General features: G+C 72.0%; 13 protein-coding genes. 4 read left to right on the top strand and 9 right to left on the bottom strand.

Annotated elements, in window-relative coordinates; genetic code table 11:
- Position 1: 1 nt before the first annotated feature.
- On the bottom strand, positions 2-2,425 hold the full coding sequence (locus tag HNQ70_RS19235; protein WP_343060839.1) for a penicillin acylase family protein: 2,424 nt from the start codon (positions 2,423-2,425) through the stop codon (positions 2-4).
- 66 nt (positions 2,426-2,491) lie between these two features.
- Between HNQ70_RS19235 and HNQ70_RS19230 the strand changes: the two genes are divergently transcribed.
- The 4 genes from HNQ70_RS19230 to HNQ70_RS19215 all read left to right on the top strand — a co-directional run bounded on the left by HNQ70_RS19230 (position 2,492) and on the right by HNQ70_RS19215 (position 8,007).
- A complete protein-coding gene (locus HNQ70_RS19230; protein WP_183970705.1) occupies positions 2,492-3,196 on the top strand; it encodes an ABC transporter ATP-binding protein in 705 nt (234 codons plus the stop codon).
- A 6-nt stretch (positions 3,197-3,202) separates the two neighbouring features.
- Positions 3,203-5,752, top strand: a complete 2,550-nt coding sequence (locus tag HNQ70_RS19225; protein WP_183970704.1) for an FtsX-like permease family protein — start codon at positions 3,203-3,205, stop codon at positions 5,750-5,752.
- Position 5,753: 1 nt separating this feature from the next.
- Entirely contained in the window at positions 5,754-6,836 is a 1,083-nt protein-coding gene (locus HNQ70_RS19220; protein ID WP_183970703.1) for a lipocalin-like domain-containing protein, read from the top strand.
- Between the two features lie 118 nt (positions 6,837-6,954).
- A complete protein-coding gene (locus HNQ70_RS19215; protein WP_183970760.1) occupies positions 6,955-8,007 on the top strand; it encodes an aldo/keto reductase in 1,053 nt (350 codons plus the stop codon).
- 172 nt (positions 8,008-8,179) lie between these two features.
- Here the strand turns inward: HNQ70_RS19215 and HNQ70_RS19210 are convergent, their stop codons facing one another.
- From HNQ70_RS19210 to gspK, 8 genes are all read right to left on the bottom strand, one after another.
- On the bottom strand, positions 8,180-8,698 hold the full coding sequence (locus HNQ70_RS19210; RefSeq protein WP_183970702.1) for a YkvA family protein: 519 nt from the start codon (positions 8,696-8,698) through the stop codon (positions 8,180-8,182).
- A 193-nt stretch (positions 8,699-8,891) separates the two neighbouring features.
- On the bottom strand, positions 8,892-10,097 hold the full coding sequence (gene gspF, locus HNQ70_RS19205) for a type II secretion system inner membrane protein GspF (RefSeq protein ID WP_183970701.1): 1,206 nt from the start codon (positions 10,095-10,097) through the stop codon (positions 8,892-8,894).
- Between the two features lie 58 nt (positions 10,098-10,155).
- Positions 10,156-11,595 carry a type II secretion system ATPase GspE gene (gene gspE / locus HNQ70_RS19200; protein WP_183970700.1) on the bottom strand — a complete coding sequence of 480 codons (1,440 nt, stop codon included), beginning with the start codon at positions 11,593-11,595 and terminating at the stop codon, positions 10,156-10,158.
- An 11-nt stretch (positions 11,596-11,606) separates the two neighbouring features.
- Positions 11,607-14,012 (bottom strand): type II secretion system secretin GspD, encoded by a 2,406-nt coding sequence (gspD, locus tag HNQ70_RS19195; protein ID WP_183970699.1) that lies wholly within the window; start codon positions 14,010-14,012, stop codon positions 11,607-11,609.
- Positions 14,009-14,809: a type II secretion system protein N gene (gene gspN / locus HNQ70_RS19190; RefSeq protein WP_183970698.1), complete on the bottom strand. Its 801-nt coding sequence runs from the start codon at positions 14,807-14,809 to the stop codon at positions 14,009-14,011. Before gspN ends, gspD begins: the two co-directional genes overlap by 4 nt.
- On the bottom strand, positions 14,810-15,310 hold the full coding sequence (gene gspM / locus HNQ70_RS19185) for a type II secretion system protein GspM (RefSeq protein WP_183970697.1): 501 nt from the start codon (positions 15,308-15,310) through the stop codon (positions 14,810-14,812). It lies immediately after the preceding gene.
- Complete coding sequence (gspL, locus tag HNQ70_RS19180) at positions 15,307-16,548, bottom strand: type II secretion system protein GspL (RefSeq protein ID WP_183970696.1); 1,242 nt, start codon at positions 16,546-16,548, stop codon at positions 15,307-15,309. Before gspL ends, gspM begins: the two co-directional genes overlap by 4 nt.
- A complete protein-coding gene (gene gspK, locus HNQ70_RS19175; RefSeq protein WP_183970695.1) occupies positions 16,530-17,456 on the bottom strand; it encodes a type II secretion system minor pseudopilin GspK in 927 nt (308 codons plus the stop codon). Before gspK ends, gspL begins: the two co-directional genes overlap by 19 nt.
- Positions 17,457-17,484: the final 28 nt, after the last annotated feature.

Below are 17,484 nucleotides of genomic sequence, written 5' to 3'. Positions count from 1 at the left end.
GTCAACGCGCCGGCCGCACCTCAAGCGTCCGGTATGCCTCCTTCTCGATCCGCGCCCTGTCGGTCACCATCGGCAGGTACTCGACGCGCGCCCAGCGCTCGGACAGGTCGCGGTAGTGCGAGGACAGCACGTGGCCGCTCTGCCCCGTCGAGTGGATGAAGCGCGAATTGTCCATGTCGGCCAGGTCGTAGATCGCGCGCAGGCTGGCGGCCCAGCGGTTGGCGAAGGGCTCGGCCGGATCCCAGGGATTGTTGCGCCCCACGTTCACCGTGTTCACGTCGCCAGGCGAAGGCACGCGGATCTCGAAGAACTTCGCCAGCAGGGCCTGGCGGCTGAAGGGACGATGCTCCGACACAGCCTGGTGCGCGCTGCCCCATTGCCAGGCGGCGATGTCCTCGCCGTAGCGGGACTGCAGGTCTGCCACCGACTCGTCCAGCGCGCGGTCGACCAGCTGGCGGCAGTCCTCGACCGGCTGCGTGCGGATGTCGTCGCACCAGCGCGCCATGCCCTCGCCGGCCAGCGCCCTGACCAGCGCGCGGGTCCGCACCCGCTGCCGCTCGACCAGCGGGAACAGTTCCTCGCCCACCTCGTCCTCGAAAACCAGGCGGCGCAGCCGATCGATCCAGGCAGTGACGATCAGCGGCTCGGGGGCGTCGGCCACCATTCGCGCGTCCCACTGTGCAACCCGCTCCAGCGCGGCGCGGCCGGCCGGCGTGGCGGGCGTCGCCTTGCGCAGCATCGGCAGCAGCTCCGCCATCGGCCTCGACAGCACGTCGGCCTGCATCGACTGGAAAGATGCGGGATCGTGGCGCTGCTTCTCGCCGAGCAGCTCGACGATGCGGTCATGCCGGTAGGGAAGCGTCCACTCGGCGCTGATGAAGTACGGGTAGTCCTGCCCGAGGATGTTCTGGTTGGCGGTGACCACCGCCCCCGAGGCGGGCCGCCAGCTGCGCGGCAGCTGCTCGAAGGGGATGAAGCCGTCCCAGTCGTAGCGCGCATCCCAGCCGGGCGCCGGCGCGAGACCCCGCAACGCGTTCCCGGCCTTGCGCACCGGCACCCGGCCGGGGGCGATGAAGCCCACGTTGCCGTCGACGTCGGCGTAGACCATGTTCTGCTGCGGGGCAGCGAAGCCGCGCAACGCCTCGGTGAACTGCGGCCAGTCCTGCGCGCGATGCAGATCGAAGCTGGCCCGCATCGTGCCGTCGTCCGGAGTCAGCGCGGCCCAGCGCAGGGCCAGCACGTAGCGGGCGTCCAGCTTGCGCGCCTGCATCGTCCGGCCGAGCTGCGCGTGGACATCGGAGATGACCGGGCCGTGGCGCGTGTCGCGCACCTGCAGCGTCACGTCCGGCGCGCCCTTCACCCGAATCACCTCGGTGCGGCGCTCGAACGCTGCCCAGCCCTCGGGGGTCTGGTAGCGCCCTGGATCGGCGGGGTCGATGCGCTCCAGATAGAGGTCCTGGGTGTCCGGAGCGGTGTTGGTGAAGCCCCAGGCGATGCGCTGGTTGCGCCCCAGCACCACCGTGGGCAGGCCCGGCAGCGTGGCACCGATGGCATCCAGCCCCGGTGCCGACAGATGGGCGAAGTACCACAGCGCGGGCGAGTTCAGGCCGAGGTGCGGATCGTTGGCCAGCAGCGGCTTGCCGGACACCGTATGCCTGCCGTCGACCACCCAGTTGTTGGAGCCGATGCCGTCGATGTTGCCCGGCGGAATCGCCTGCATCAGCGCGGCGACGTCGCCACGGTCCAGCCCTTCGTAGAGGCGCGCGAGGTCCGGCAGCTGCGCTGGCGGGTCGGTCTCGAAGAGCTCGCCAAGGCGCTGCGCGTCCAGGCGGCCCGACAGCGCGAAGCGCAGCAGCTCGGTGGCGTGGTTGCCGGAAAGATCCCAGGCCATCATCGTCGACCAGCCGATGCTGTCCGCCGGGGTCCACTTGCCGGGGCGCACGCCGAGCAACAGGAACTCGGGCGGCAGCTTCCAGGTCGCGCGCCCGGTCAGACCGATGCCCGCGTTGACGCCGTCGGCATAGGCCTGCAAGGAGCTCCGGGTGGCGAAGTCGAGGTTCTCGACGATCCGCTCGGCATTGCGGCGGACGCCCAGGGTGCGCAGGAAGCGGTCGGTGTCCAGCGCCCCGGGGCCCAGCACCTCGGCCAGCGTGCCGCCGACGATGCGCCGATTCATCTCCAGCTGCCAGAGCCGATCCTGGGCGTGCAGCAGGCCGAGCGCGAAGTAGGCGTCGTTTTCGGCGGCCGCGAAGACGTGGGGGATGCCATGGACGTCGCGCACCACGGTGAAGGCCGCGCCCGGACCGCCGAGCTCGAGCTCGCCCCTGGTCTGCGGCATCCCGGCAAAGCGCCAGGCGATCAGCAGCCCTGCCGCGATCGACAGCAGCGCCACCAGCGCCCAACCGGTCCAGCGAACGATCCGCACTGCGCTCTCCTTGCGTCGCGCGCGGGCTGGGTCCCGCGCGAGCCGTTATCATAGTCTCGACCCCCGATGACCCATCCCGACGCTGCACCCTCCGCTCCCGGCCAGGCCGCGCCGCTCGTGCGCATCGAGGGCGTGGGCAAGCGCTTCGGCGAGCGCTGGGTGCTGCGCGGTCTCTCGATGCAGATTCCCGCTGGTGCCATCGTGGCGCTGCTCGGCGAGTCCGGCTCGGGCAAGTCGACGCTGCTCAACCTGATCGCCGGCCTCGAGCCGGTGGACGCCGGCGAGATCCACGTCGGCGGCATCGCGGTGCACCGGCTCGACCCCGATGACGCCGCGCGCTTCCGGCGCGCCTCGCTGGGCTTCGTCTTCCAGGCCTTCCACCTGATTCCGCACCTGGACGCGCTGCGCAACGTCGCGGTGGCGATGCTGCTGGCCGGCGCCCCCGAGGACGAGTCGCTCGCGCGCGCCGCGGAGCTGCTGGCGCGCGTGGGGCTGGCCGGGCGCGAGCGAAGCCTGCCGCGCGAGCTCTCGGGCGGGGAACAGCAGCGGGTGGCGCTGGCACGCGCGCTGGCGCACCGGCCGCGGCTGCTGCTGGCCGACGAGCCCACTGGCAACCTGGACCCCGGCACGGCGGCGACGGCGCTCGAGATGCTGGCCGAGCAGGTACGCGGCCACGGCACGGCGCTGCTGATGGTGACGCACTCCGAGCAGGCAGCCTTGATCGCGGATCTCCGCTTCAGGCTGGGCGCGTCGGGCCTGCGGGCCTGCTGAGCCGCGATGACCAGCCTGATGCGCTGGATCTGGGTGGGCCAGTGGCGGGCCTCACCGGGGCGCGCGCTGACTGCGGTGGTGGCGATCGCCATCGGCGTGGCGCTCGGCCTGGCGATCCACCTGGTCAACCGGTCGGCGCTCCAGGAGTTCGGTGCGGCGATCGCGGTGGTCAACGGCGACGCCCAGGCGCGGCTCGAGGCGACCTCGGGCAACGGCTTCGACGAATCGGCCTGGCCGCTGCTGGCGCGAGAGCCCCTGGTGCAGGCGGGCAGCCCGGCGATCGAACTGGATCTCGCCGCCACCGTGGAGGGTCGCCCGGAAGCGGCGCCGCAGCGCCTGAAGGTGGTGGCGATCGATCCGCTGCGCGCCGCGGAAGTGACGCCCGGACTGCTGCCCCGGGTCGACCAGGATGCCGTCGAAGCCGGGCCCGCGACGCTGTTCGGGGACGACGCAATCTTCCTCTCCGAGTCCGCGCTGAAGGCGCTGGACCTGCGGCCCGGCGCACGCCTGCTGCTGCGCAGCGGGCTCGAGACATCACGATGGCGGGTGGCCGGAACCGTGCCGGGTGCGGCGCCCGGACAGGCGATCGCGGTGACCGACCTCGGCTCGGCGCAGTGGCGCTTCGGCTGGCTGGGCCGGATCTCGCGGATCGACCTGCGCCTGGTGCCCGGCGCAACGCTGTCGGGACTGCAGGAGGCGGTCGGCGCCAGCCTGCCGCCGGGGGCGAGCTGGAGCGGGCCCGATGCCTCGCGCCAGCGGATGTCGAACCTGTCGCGCGCCTACCGGGTGAACCTGAACGTGCTGGCGCTGGTCGCGCTGTTCACCGGCGGCTTCATCGTCTACTCCACCGTCTCGCTCGGCGTGATGCGCCAGCAGCAGGAACTGTCGCTGCTGGGCGTGCTCGGCGCGCCGCGCTCCTTCCTTTCCACGCTGGTGCTGGGCCAGGGTGCGGTGCTGGGCGCACTCGGCGCGGGCCTGGGCCTGGCCGGCGGCATCGGCATCGCGGCGGCCATGCTGGCGCTGACCGGCGGCGACCTAGGCGGCGGCTACTTCCAGGGCGTGCGCCCGGCCCTCGCACTGGATCCCGCGGCGCTGGCGCTGTTCGCCGCGCTGGGCATCGGCACAGGCCTCGCGGGCAGCGCGGTGCCGGCCCGCGCGTTGCGCAGGCTCGTGCCGGCGCGGGCGCTGAAGGGCGGCGGCGAGGCCGTGCTCGACCGGCGCAATGCGGCAGGCTGGAGCGCCGCGCTGGCGCTGGCGGGCGCCGTCCTGGTGGCGCTGCCGCCAGTCGCCGGCCTGCCGCTGGCCGCCTACGCCGCGATCGCCGCCTGGCTGTTCGCCGGCATCGTCTTCGTCCCGCTGCTCACGCGCGCGCTGGGATGGCTGCTCGCAGCGATGCCTGGACTGGCCTGGCGACGGCCGGCGCTGTGGCTCGCGGTGCAGCGCATCCGCGGCGTGCCGAACAGCGCATCGGCAGCGCTGGCTGGCGTGGTGGCCAGTGTGGCGCTGGCCACGGCGATGGCGATCATGGTGCACAGCTTCCGGGGCTCGGTGGAGCGCTGGCTCGACACGGTGCTGCCCGCGGATCTCTACGGCCGGGCCGGCGTCGCCAGTGCCCCGGGCCACCTGCCCGAGGGTGCCCGGGAGCGCCTGGAGTCGCTCCCGGGCGTGGCCGCCGTCGAGCTGCAGCGCGCGGTGGAGATCGTGCTCGACCCGGCCCGGCCGGCGGCTATGCTGGTGTCGCGTCCGCTGGCGGGCGAGGAGGCGCGCCGGCTGCCGCTGACCGGCGCGCTGCTGCGGGCGCCGCCAGGCGCCGTCGCCATCCACGTCAGCGAGGCGATGGTGGACCTGTACGGCTTCGCACCCGGGCGGCTGGTGACGCTGCCCATCGGTCCAGCTTCGCAGCGCTTCTTCGTCGCCAGCGTCTGGCGCGACTATGCGCGCCAGCACGGAGCGATCGCGATCGATGCGGCCGACTACCTGCGTATCACCGGCGACGGCGGCGTCAACGAGGTCTCGATCCGGCTGCAACCGCCGGCCGACGCGCAGCGGGTGCTCGACGCCCTGCGTGAACGCGTGCCCGAGCTGGCGGCGGTGGAGTTTCGCAGCGCGGCCGAACTGCGCGCGATCTCGCTGCGGATCTTCGACCGCAGCTTCGCCGTCACCTATGCGCTGGAGGCGATCGCCATCGTGGTGGGACTGTTCGGCGTGGCGGCCACCTACGCCGGCGAGGCGATCGCGCGGGCCCGCGAGTTCGGCATGCTCAGGCACCTGGGCCTGACGCGCGGCGGCGTCACTCGCACCTTCGCGCTGGAGTCGACGCTGCTGATCCTGGCCGGCCTGGCCTGGGGCGCGGCGGTGGGCACGCTGATCGCAATGGTGCTGGTCCACCGGGTCAACCCGCAGTCCTTCCACTGGACGATGGACCTCGCCTGGCCGCTTCCGCTGCTCGGGGTCAGTGCCGCCGCGCTGCTGGCCTTCGGCGTGATCGCCGCGGTGCTGGCCAGCCGCTCGGCGACCGGAACGGGGCCGGTGCGTGCGGTGCGGGAGGACTGGTGAGATGAGGCGGCGCTGGCTGCTCCGGACTCTGGCCGCGGGGCTGCTGTCGGCGCGGGCCCCAGCCGCCGCCGGGTCGGCGCCGGTTCGCTACCCGCCGGTGCTCCCGGGCGGCGCGCTCGCCTTTCCGCAGGACTTCGGCGCCCATCCCGCCTGGCGCACCGAATGGTGGTACCTGACCGGCTGGCTCGACGCAGACGGCCGAGCGGTCGGCGTGCAGATCACCTTCTTCCGGTCGCGCACCCGGCATGACGACGCCAACCCCAGCCTCTTCGCGCCGAAGCAGCTGCTGCTGGCGCACGCGGCGGTGGCGCTCGAGGGGCGGACGCAGCTGCGGCATGCGCAGCGCGCGGCACGCGAGGGCTTCGGGCTGGCGCGCTTCTCGGTGGATGACACCGACCTCTCGATCGGCGACTGGTCGCTGCGCCGCACACCGAATGACCGCTACCTCGCGACCATCCCCGCCGACGGGTTCCGGCTCGACCTGGAGTTCCGCCCCGACGCGCCGCCCTTCCCGCAGGGCGACGCCGGCTACTCGCGCAAGGGTCCGCGGCCCGAACAGGCGAGCCGCTACTACAGCCGCCCGCAGCTGGACGTCCGGGGCAGCGCGCGGCTCGGCGCCGCGGCCGACGGCGATACCCAGCCGGTGCGCGGCAAGGCCTGGCTGGATCACGAGTGGTCGAGCGAGCTGCTCGACGCCTCCGCCGCGGGCTGGGACTGGGTGGGCCTCAACCTGCACGACGGCAGCGCGCTGATGGCTTTCCGGATCCGCCGCAAGGATGGCAGCGTGCTCTGGTCGCATGCGCGCTGGATTCGGAGCGCGGCGCCCGCCCCGGCGCCGGAGTTCGAACCGCTGCGCCTGTGGCGCTCGGCGCGCAGCGGCGCAACCTATCCGGTGGAGATGCTGCTGAGGGTCGGCGCGCGCCGGCTTCGACTGGTCCCGCTGTTCGACGACCAGGAGCTGGACACCCGCGCCAGCACCGGCACCATCTACTGGGAAGGCGCGATGCGGGTGCTCGAGGACGGGCGCGAAGTGGGACGCGGCTACCTCGAGCTGACCGGGTACGCGGAAGCGCTGCGGCTTTGAAGTCCCCGCCCTGAGGCGCGCGCGCCGGCAACGGAACGCTCCGCCCGGCGAGGCCGCCCGGCCCTCCGTAGAATGCCTGCTGCCCACCATCGAACGCTCTCTGAGGAAGCACCCAATGATCGAACGCATCCGGCTCGGCGCCAGCGACCTCGAAGTGCCGCGGATCTGCCTGGGGACGATGACCTTCGGCGGCCAGAACACCGAGCGCGACGGTCACCTGCAGCTCAACTATGCGTTCGAGCGCGGCATCGACTTCATCGACACTGCCGAGGTCTACCCGATCCCGGTCACCCCGGACAGCGCCGGCGCCACCGAACGCATCGTCGGTTCATGGCTGCGCGGCAAGCCGCGCGACAGGATCGTCATCGCGAGCAAGGTGGGCGGGCCGGGGCGCGGCATGCAGGGCATCCGCACCGGCGCACGCGAGGAGGGGCTGCCGCTGGACAAGCGCGACATCGTCCTCGCCTGCGAGGCCAGCCTGAAGCGCCTGGGCACCGACTACATCGACCTGTACCAGATCCACTGGCCGGCGCGGAACGTGCCGCAGTTCGGCGCAAACCGTTTCGACGAGGCGCTCGAGCGCGAGGCGGTCACGCTGCGCGAGCAGCTGGAGGCGATGGCGCAGCTGGTGCGCGAAGGCAAGGTGCGCCATGTCGGCCTGTCCAACGAAACTGCCTGGGGCGTCTGCGAAGCGACACGGCTGGCCGACCGCTTCGGACTGCCCCGCATCGCGTCGATCCAGAACGTCTACAACCTGATGTCGCGCGAATTCGAGCACGGATTGCACGAGACCTGTTTCCGGGATCGCGTGGGCCTGCTCGCCTACAGCCCGCTGGCCTTCGGAGCGCTCACCGGCAAGTACCGCAACGGCGCCCGGCCCGCAGGCGGGCGGCTGACGCTGTTCGGCGACGCCTGGCCGCGCTATGCGAAGCCGGCCATCCCGGCGGCGGTGGATGCCTACGCGGAGATCGCCTCACGCTTCGGCCTGACCCTGACGCAGCTCGCGCTCGGCTTCGTGGCCAGCCGGCCCTTCGTGGCGAGCACCATCATCGGCGCCACCACGCTGGACCAGCTGCGCCAGTGCATCGACGGATGCGGCACCCGGCTGCCGGCGGAGGCGATGGCCGCGATCGAGGAAGTGCACACGCGGATGCCGAATCCGGCGCCCTGAGCGCGGGCGGCGCCTTAACCCGCTGCATGCTGCACGCTGCATGCTGCACGCTGCACGCTGCACGCTGCACGCTGCACGCTGCACGCTGCACGCTGCAGCAGGGTGCGCCTGAACGCGGCGCCTGTCGGCAGCGCATGTCAGCGGCGCCGACCCGTGTCGTCAATCCGTGGTGTCAATCCGCAGCGCTACCACCGCCTCGCTTGCGCGCCGGCCGTCTCGCCTCGGAGACGACCTTGGCATCGTTGACCCCGCCTGCCGCCGGACGCCTTGCGGCGCGCGGCCGGGCCGCACCGCTGCCGGCAGCCGACCTGCTCGACCTGCGCACCGGCTCGCCGATTTCCACCTCGACCTCGGCATCGCGCTGCCGGCCCGCGCTGCCGGCAGCCCCCGCCTTCTGGAAGCCCAGCGCGGTCAGCACCTTGTCGGCGCGAGCGCCGGCCTCGGCCACCACGCTGGGCGGCAGGCGGCCCACCAGCATCGGCACCCCGACCGACAGCACGAGCAGGTCGTCGACGAAGCCCACCAGCGGCACGTCCGGGATCAGGTCGACCGGGCTCAGCAGGTAGGCGAGCGCGGCACCGGCGGCGATCTTCAGGGGCAGCGGCGTGTCGGGATGACGCACCGCGAAGAAGAGGATGAGCGCTTCGCGACCGGCCTTGCGGGCCAGCCGGCGCATCTTGAGGATCCACATGCTTGTTCCTGACGAGGCACGAACCTCGATATGCGGTGATGAACGGGGCAACAGCGCTGCAGGGACATGCGCTTCGAGCTCTGTTCGTGTTCGGCAATGCCCGCCAATACTAGCGGGCTTCTGATCCCGTACGAGCCTCGCGACTTGCGGCCGCCGCCGCGCCTCAATCGACTGAACCCTCTCGCGCTTTGCGCTAGCGCACCAGCTGGTTGATCTCGATGATCGGCAGCAGCACCGCAAGCACGATCAGCAGCACCACGCCGCCCATCAGCAGGATCAGCATCGGCTCCAGGATGCTGGTCATCGCGATCGCGCGGCGCTCGGTCTCGGAGGAGAGCGTGGCGGCGGTTCGCTGCAGCATCTCCGCGAGGTTGCCGGTGGACTCCCCGCTGGCGATCATGTGCACCATCATCGGCGGGAACTGCCCGCCGGCGGCAAGCGCCCGCGACAGCGGCGCGCCTTCGCGCACCCGGGAGATCGCGTCGGCCACGTTGGCGCGCAGCGCGTCGTTGCCCAGCGTTTGCGCGCCCGCCTCCAGCGCGCGGATCAGCGGCACGCCGCTGGCCGCGAGAATGCCCAGCGTCGACGCGAAGCGCGCGGTGTTGATGCCGCGGATCAGCCGCCCGAACAGCGGCAGCTCGAGCAGGCGCTCGTGCCAGGTCAGCCTGAAGCTGGGCGAGCGCAGCGCAGCCCGGAAGGCGAAGCCCGCGGCGACCAGCGCCGCCAGCATCCACCACCCCCAGTTGCGCACGAAATCCGAGGCCGCGATCAGCGCCTTGGTCAGCATCGGAAGCTCCTGCCGGCTCTGCGCGAACACGCCCACCACCTGCGGAACCACGTAGGCGAGCAGCGCGGTGATCACGCCGATGGCCACCAGCGTGACGATCGCCGGATAGGTGAACGCGAGCGTGATCCGCTGCGACAGCGCGGTGCGCGCCTCGACGTAATCCGCCAGCCGGTCCATCACCAGCGCGAGGTCGCCGGACTGCTCGCCCGCCGCCACCAGCGCCCGGTACACGTCGGGGAAATCGCGCGGAAAGCGCGACAGCGCCTGCGCAAAAGTCTGCCCGGACACCACTTCGCTGCGCACTGCGGCGAGGCGGTCGCGCACCGCGGGCCGCTCGGCCTGTTCGATCACCGCGCCGAGCGCCTGTTCCAGCGGCAGCCGCGCCGACAGCAGGCTGGACAGCTGGCGCGTGACCAGCGTCAGCTCGGCGGTGCGGATCCGCCCGCCGAGGGCCTGGCGCATGCCGCCCGCCGCCCCCGCGGGCAGGACCTCGATCGGCACCAGCCCGCGCTCGCGCAGCAGCGTGCGCGCCTGCCGCGGCGAGTCGGCGTCGAGCACGCCCTTCTCGATGCGTCCGTCGACGGTGGAAGCCTCGAAGCGATAGGCGGACATGAGCGGTGCGGTCGGATGCGTTGGCGAAGCGCGACGGCCGGCGGAACCCGGTCCCGCCTCAGTCCCGCGTCACGCGGATGACTTCATCGAGCGAGGTGACGCCGGCTTCGACCCAGCGGCGGCCGTCCTCGCGCATCGAGATCATCCCGTTGGCGAGCGCCGAAGCGCGAACCTCCGACTCGGCCGCGCCGCGATGGATCAGCCCGCGCAAGGCGTCGTCGACGGTGAGCAGCTCGTAGACGCCGGTGCGGCCCGCGAAGCCGCTGCGGTTGCAGGCGACGCAGCCCACCGCCCGCCAGCCGCTGGTGAGCGGATCGGGTTCGCGGCACTGCGTGCACAGCTTGCGCACCAGGCGCTGGGCCGCCACGCCGAGCAGGCTCGACGACAGCAGGAAGGGCTCGACGCCCATGTCGATCAGGCGGGTCACCGCGGAAGCCGCGTCGTTGGTGTGCAGCGTGGCCAGCACCAGGTGACCGGTGAGCGAGGCCTGCACCGCGATCTGAGCGGTCTCGAGGTCGCGGATCTCGCCGATCATGATCACGTCCGGATCCTGGCGCAGGATCGAGCGCAGCGCCTTCGCGAAGCTCATGTCGATGCGCGCGTTCACCTGGGTCTGGCCGATGCCGTCGAGGTCGTACTCGATCGGGTCTTCCACGGTGAGGATGTTCGTGGTGCTCGAGTCCAGCCGAGACAGCGACGCGTACAGCGTGGTGGTCTTGCCCGAGCCGGTGGGACCGGTCACCAGCACGATGCCGTGCGGCTGGTGCACCAGCCGGTCGAAGGCGGCCAGGGTCGACTGGCTCATGCCCAGCTTGGCAAGGTCCAGGCGGCCGGCCTCCTTGTCGAGCAGGCGCAGCACCGCGCGTTCGCCGTGACCGGTGGGCAGCGTGGAGACCCGCACGTCGATCGGCCGTCCGCCGATGCGCAGCGCAATGCGGCCGTCCTGCGGCAGGCGCTTCTCGGCGATATCGAGCTGGGCCAGGATCTTGATGCGAGAGACCAGCGCCGCGTGCAGCTCACGGCGCGGACGCACCACGTCGCGCAGCGTGCCGTCGACCCGGAAGCGCACCAGCGAATGGCTCTCGAAAGGCTCGATGTGGATGTCCGAGGCGCCGTCGCGGCTGGCCTGCGTGAGCAGCGCGTTGATCATGCGGATGATCGGCGCGTCGTCCTCGGTCTCGAGCAGGTCCTCGATGCGCGGCAGGTCCTGCAGCAGCCGAGACAGGTCGAGATCGCTCTCAACCTCATCGACCACCGAGGCGGCCGAGCCCTCCTGCTGCGAGTAGGCGCGGGAGATCGCAGCGGCCACCTCGGCGTCCGGCTTGCGCACGGTCACCAGCCGGTAGGGCAGCGTGCGCGACAGCTCGGCGAGCGCCTGCACCGGTGTCGTGGCGCCGATCCAGACTTCGAGCTCGTCGCCCGAGGCCGCTGCGACGAGCACCTGATGGGTGCGTGCGAAAGCGTACGGAACGTAGCGCGCCGGGGACAGCGTGGACATCGCCGCGGCGCTCAGTTGCCGCCCGCGCCGGGCGCGCGCAGCGGGACGAACACCTCGTTGGGCGCACCGCGGATCACCGCGGGACGCGACTCCTCGATCGGCGCCGGACGCTGCGCGACCGAGGCGTCGACCTCGGGCACCAGGCTGGCGGGCTCGCGCACGCCGGGCACCTGCCCCGCCTTGCCCGGCAAGGACGGCATCGGGGCGAGCTCGGTCGGCTGGAAATCCGGCAGGGCCCAGTGCTTCGGCAGGCGCGAATCGCCGCGCATCTGCTGCATGTAATCGTAGCGGTCGGCGGTCACGCCGCGGGCCGCCGCGGCGTCACGCAGCACCACCGGGCGCAGGAACACCAGCAGGTTGGTCTTGACCCGCTTGCGGTTGTCGTAGCGGAACAGCTGGCCCATCACCGGGATGTCGCCCAGCCCGGGCACTTTCGATTCGCCGCCCTCGACCCGTTCCTCGATCAGGCCGCCCAGCACCACGATCTGGCCGTCGTCCACCAGGACGTTCGATTCGATCGCCCGCCGGTTGGTGATCAGGCCCTGCGCAGTCTGGCTGGCGACGTTCGAGGTCTCCTGGAAGATCTGCATGCGCACGCTGCCGGACTCGGAGATCTGCGGACGGACCCGCAGCGTGGTGCCGACGTCGCGCCGCTCGATCGTCTGGAAGGGGTTGACCGAGGCGCCGCCGGTGCCGGTGGCAGTGAACTGCCCAGTGAGGAAGGGCACGTTCTGGCCGATGATGATGCGCGCCTCCTCGTTGTCCAGCGTGAGGAGGTTGGGCGTGGCGAGGATGTTGGCGTTGGCGCGCGACTCGAGCGCGCGGGCCAGCAGTCCGAGGTTGAAGATGGTCTCGCCGCCGACCGTGATCGCGCCTTTGACCACGCCGAGGTTCAGGCCCTGGCCGGCCGACAGCGGGTTGACCGCCAGGTCGAGGATGTTGGAGCCGCCGTTGCGCGCGCCGAGGTTGGTTCCGCCGATCACGCTGGATCCGCTGCGGCCGTCCAGGCCGTTGAGGAACTGCCACTGCACGCCGAGCTCGGCCGCCTTCTCGGCAGTGACCTCGACGATCAGCGACTCGATGAAGACCTGTGCGCGCCGGGCATCGAGCTGCTCGATCACTGCGCGCAGGTTGCGAAAGACCGGCGCGGGCGCGGTGATGATCAGGGAGTTGGTCGACGGATCGGCGGCGATGATCGCCCCGCCGGCCTGGAAGCTGCCGCCGCCCTGCTGCTGGGCGCCGCCCTGCGTCGCACCGAGCGCCTGCGCGGTGTTGGGCGTAGCGCCCATGCCCGTCGACGCGCCGAGCGAAGCGCCCGCGCCCGCGCCGGCGCCGGTACCGCTGGCGCCGAGGGCCGAGAAGCCCGACCCCATGGTGCCTGCCGCGGCGCCCATGCCTGCGCCGCCGCCTGCGCCGCCGGTCCCGCCGTCGCCGGAAAGAACGCCGCGCAGCACCTCGGCCAGGCGCGCCGCCTCGGCGTTGCGCAGGTAGACGACATGGATGTTGCCGGGCTGCTCGCTCGGCTGGTCCAGGCGCACCACCAGGCTCTTGGCCAGGTTCATCTTCGCGCGGCTGGGAGTGCGGATCATCACCGCGTTGATCCGCGGATCGGCCATGACGGTCACGCGCTGGCCGGGGTCGACCTGGGCGCCCTGCGCTGCGCGGCTGGTGTCGTCGAGCATCCGCGTCACCGCGACCGCGATGTCACTCGCGAGCGCATGACGCACCGGCATCACCTCGACGTCGCTGGTCGACGGCGTGTCCAGCGTGGCGATGATCCGGCCGAGCCGCTGCAGGTTGGCCGCGTAGTCGGTGACCACCAGCGAGTTGTTGCTCGGATAGGCGGTGATGGTGTTGTTGGCGGTGATCAGGGGGCGAAGCACCGGCACCAAATTGCTCGCCGATTCGTAATTCAGGCGGAAGATCTGCGTCATCACCTGATCGCCGCCGCGATCTGCGCCGCTGCCCACCGACACCGGACCCGACTGCAGCTTGGCGTCCGCCTCCGGCACCACCCGGGAAATCTGGCCGCTCTCCACCACCGCGAAGCCCTGCACGCGCAGCGAGGCCTGCAGCAGCTCATAGGCCTTCTGCCGGGTCACCGGCACTGGCGTCTCCAGCGTGATCTTGCCGCGCACCCGCGGGTCGATCAGGAAGGAGCGGTTCAGCAGGTGGCCAAAGGCGCCGACCACCGCGTCGATCTCCGCATCCCTGAAGTTGAGCGTGATTCGATCGGAGGAAGAGCGCTCGGGCGGCTGCGCCTCGGCGCGCACCTTGCCGGGCCTGGACTGCGCATGCGCCGAAGGCGGGCCGGCCAGCAGGGCCGGGCAGACGGCCGCGAGCAGCAGGAAGGCACGCATGCGCCCCTCGAGCGGCCCACGGGCCGCGGCAAAAACGCGCAGCATGCGCAACATCATCCCCCAATCCTGATGATCGTCCGGTCACCCTCGCGCCGGCCGATCAGGGCGAGCAGCGACTGCAAACGGGATTTCTCGGCGCCCTCGGCGCTGGCCGAGGCGGTGAAATTCAGGCCGGCGCGTCGCGCCCATTGTCCGCTGCCCTCCAGCTTAAGCGGCCCCGAGAGCGTGCGCAGGGCGAGGGACACGTCCTGACCGGTGCCGGTGACGTCGATGCGATAGCTGCCAAGGGGCCGCACCGGGGTCATCGCGGAGGCTGCATCGCGCAGCTCCACGCTGACGCGCCCGTCGAGCACCCCCTGCCGGATCGTGAGGGAATCCCAACGCAGCGACAGCGCCGCGGATGGCCGGATTGTATTCCAGGGGGATCCCAGCCTCGACAGATCGACTGACGGAAGGTCGAGGCTTCCCGCGCCGATGCGCACCTCGGCCGGATGCCCGCCGATGCTCACCGGCTCGGGCATCGAACCGAGCGACAGGTTCGCGTCGATGATGCCCAGCATCAGCGGCAGCACCGAGAGCGTCCAGTCCACCGTGCCCGGCAGCGCAAAACCGTCGACCACCGGGCCGTCTGCGCCCATGGCCGAGGGATCGGCGACGACCAGCCTGCCCTGCCCGCGCCAGATCGTCCCCTCGGCGTCGGCCAGGCGCACCCGCCCGAGGCTGGCGCGATCGAGGGCACGGTCGGCCCAGGAGGCTGGCGCATAGATAGCCGCCACCAGCAGCGCCGGCAGCAGCGCGGCCAGGGCCAGCGCCAGCCAGCGGCCGAGACCGCGCCGCCGCATCCCGCCGGCCACTCAGCGGCCCTCCCGCGACGGTGCCTCGAGCACCAGCCGCACCGACACCACCCCGGGACTCGCCTCGCGGGTGATGGAGACGGTCGCCACGCGCAGGCGGGTCTCGCGCACCGTGGTGTCCAGCCATTCGAGCCAGCCGGCGTGCGGAACGTCCTTGAAGCGCAGGTCGAACAGCCCGTCGGAGACCTCCAGCGCTGCAAGGCCGGAGCCCATCCCGGCGGCCTGCACCGACTGCTCGATGGAACGCTTCAGGGCATCGACCGAACCGGCCACCGGCGCCATCGCGCCCAGCTGCCGCGCTTCCCCGGCCAGCGCAGCGACCTGGGAGAGCTGAGTGCGCAGCGCGGGAAGCTCGGCGCGCAGCTTGTTGCGCCCCTGCCAGGCCGGCTCAAAGAAGCCGAGATACACGACGCCCAGGGCGAGCACCACGCCCGCCAGCGACACCAGCCGGCGCTCGCGTAGCGCGAGCCCACGCCAGTACTGGATTGCGGCCTCGATCACGTGAGCGGCCCCACGATAACGGTGGACGGCTGCCGGGGGTCGAGCTCGAGCTTCAGGCCGCGCTGCCGGCAGGCGGCGCGCAGGCCCTGCTCCGCCGACGGGCCTGCGAGGAAGCCCTCGCGCAGCCGCACCTGCAGGCGACCATCCCGATACTCCAGAGACGCGACCGCATCGACCGCCCGCGGCCCCAGGGCCTCGGAGAACCGGGTGACCAGCGGCAGGAAGTCGTCCGGCCCGCTCTGCCCGGTCGTCAGCCGCAGCTCGCTCACCTGGCGCTGCATCTGCAGCAATGGATCCACCACCACCTGGGCGGACGGAAAGGCCTCGCGGAACGTCCGCTCCATCTGCACGCGCAGGTCGGTGCGCTCGCGCGACAGGCTCGCCCAGTGCAGGTTCAGCCCGGCCAGGAAGACCAGCACGCAGGCCGCCGCCAGCGCAGCGGGCAGCCGCCAGGCGCGCCAGTCGACGCCGGCAAGCCAGCGACTGCCGGCATTGCCCTGGCGCGCCGAGAGCAGGTCCACCGGGGCGGGTTCGGGCAGGGGCAGCGGACTGCAGTCCACCGGCAAGCCGAGACGCGCAGCGGCCTGCGCCGCCGCCTCCTGCCAGCCGGGTGCATCGGCGAAGACGTCGACGCCCGCGGGCCGGACGCCGGCATGCGCGACAGCGTCGATCGCGGCGCAGAGCGCGTCGGCGCCGAGCTCCGCGTTCTCGGAGGCCGTCCAGCCGTAACCGTCGTTCTGGCCGGTGCGCACCGCGAGCCCGCCATGAACCTGCGCCACCGACCAGCGCGCCTCGCGCAGCGGCAGCGTGAGCTGCGTCGGCCAGGCCGCGGTTACGCGCACGCCGCGCCGCTCGAAGGCGCCGACGACGAACTCCAGCCAGCCGCGATCGATGACCGCGAGCAGACGGCGCCCGTCCGCGAGCCGCGGGCCCAGCGCAAATGCGCAGGCCTGTGCGTCCTGCAGCAGGGAGTCCTCGACGACGTTGGGAATCGCGCGCGCCAGGCGCACCCCGGAGAGCGGCGGCAGCGTGACGGGAAGCAGCGTGACGTCGCGCGCGTCGAACAGCAGCACCGCGGACCGGAGTCCGGGCATCGCCTCGAGGCTGCTGCGGGTCGTTCCGCCCTCGCTGCCCGGCAACGCGAGGACCAGCGAGGACTCGGACGCCAGCGCCCGCTCGCCGATCGAGCGGGGCGGAACCCAGACCACCGCGGAACGCTTCAGTATCGTTGCTGCCATAGGATGTCGACGCGATCGGAACTACGCGCGATCAGAGTTTCGCTGGTGGTTTCGACGCGATCGAAGCGTACCATCCCGCGCACGATGAAAAACCGCGAGCCGACGGACAGCAGGTTTGCGGGCAGGACCGGCTGGCCATCGATCTGGAGGGCCGCCTCCTCGAGGGTCCTGAAGTAGGTGCGCTCGCGCCGCGCAACGAAGCGCCGCGCGCCGCCGAGCTCGAGCGACGGCACCAGCGCTGCCAGCACTTCGGCAGGCGCGGTGTTCACGTTGACGAGCGTCGGTTCGGGCAGAACGACGACGAACGGGCGCAGCGCCTCGATCACCGCGGCGTCGAAACCGGGGACGGTGCGCAGGTCATCGAGACGCAGCAGGGCGAGCTCTTCGGGGGGGACGGTGTTGCCTTCCAAGGTGCGCGGAATGCTACGCAGCAGACGTGACAGCACCATGTCCGCGAGGCTCTCGGGCTGCCCCAGCACCGACAGCAGCCGGCGGAACGCAGCCAGGTGCACATCCGAGACCCGGCCGCCCTGCACCATCGCCGCCAGATTGAAGCGCGCCTGCGCATCGAAAATCTGCCCCGCGAGCATCGCTGGCCGCGACTTGCCGCCGATCTTCGCGCCGCCGGTCACCGTCTCGTCGAGCTGCGTCTCTGCAACCGGCACCGCCCACGGCTCGCCGAGATGATCGACCACGCCGCCGCGCGCATCCGCGCGCAGGATTACCTTGGCCCAGTCCAGCGCAGCCCGCTCGACCCAGCGCGTCTGCGACAGCGCAAGGCGGTTCTCCACCGATCGCACCGTCACGCTCTCGCGCACGAAGAGCCCTGCGACGACAGTGGTGGCAAGCATCACCACCAGCAGCGCAGTGACGACCGCGACGCCCCGCTGCCCGGCGGCGCCACGCATGCGGTCGGTTCCTTCCCTGCGCGGGGGG

Origin of the sequence: Quisquiliibacterium transsilvanicum (assembly GCF_014202215.1) — a bacterium.
Lineage (GTDB): Bacteria > Pseudomonadota > Gammaproteobacteria > Burkholderiales > Burkholderiaceae_E > Quisquiliibacterium > Quisquiliibacterium transsilvanicum.
This window is presented reverse-complemented; position numbering and strand designations above follow the sequence as displayed.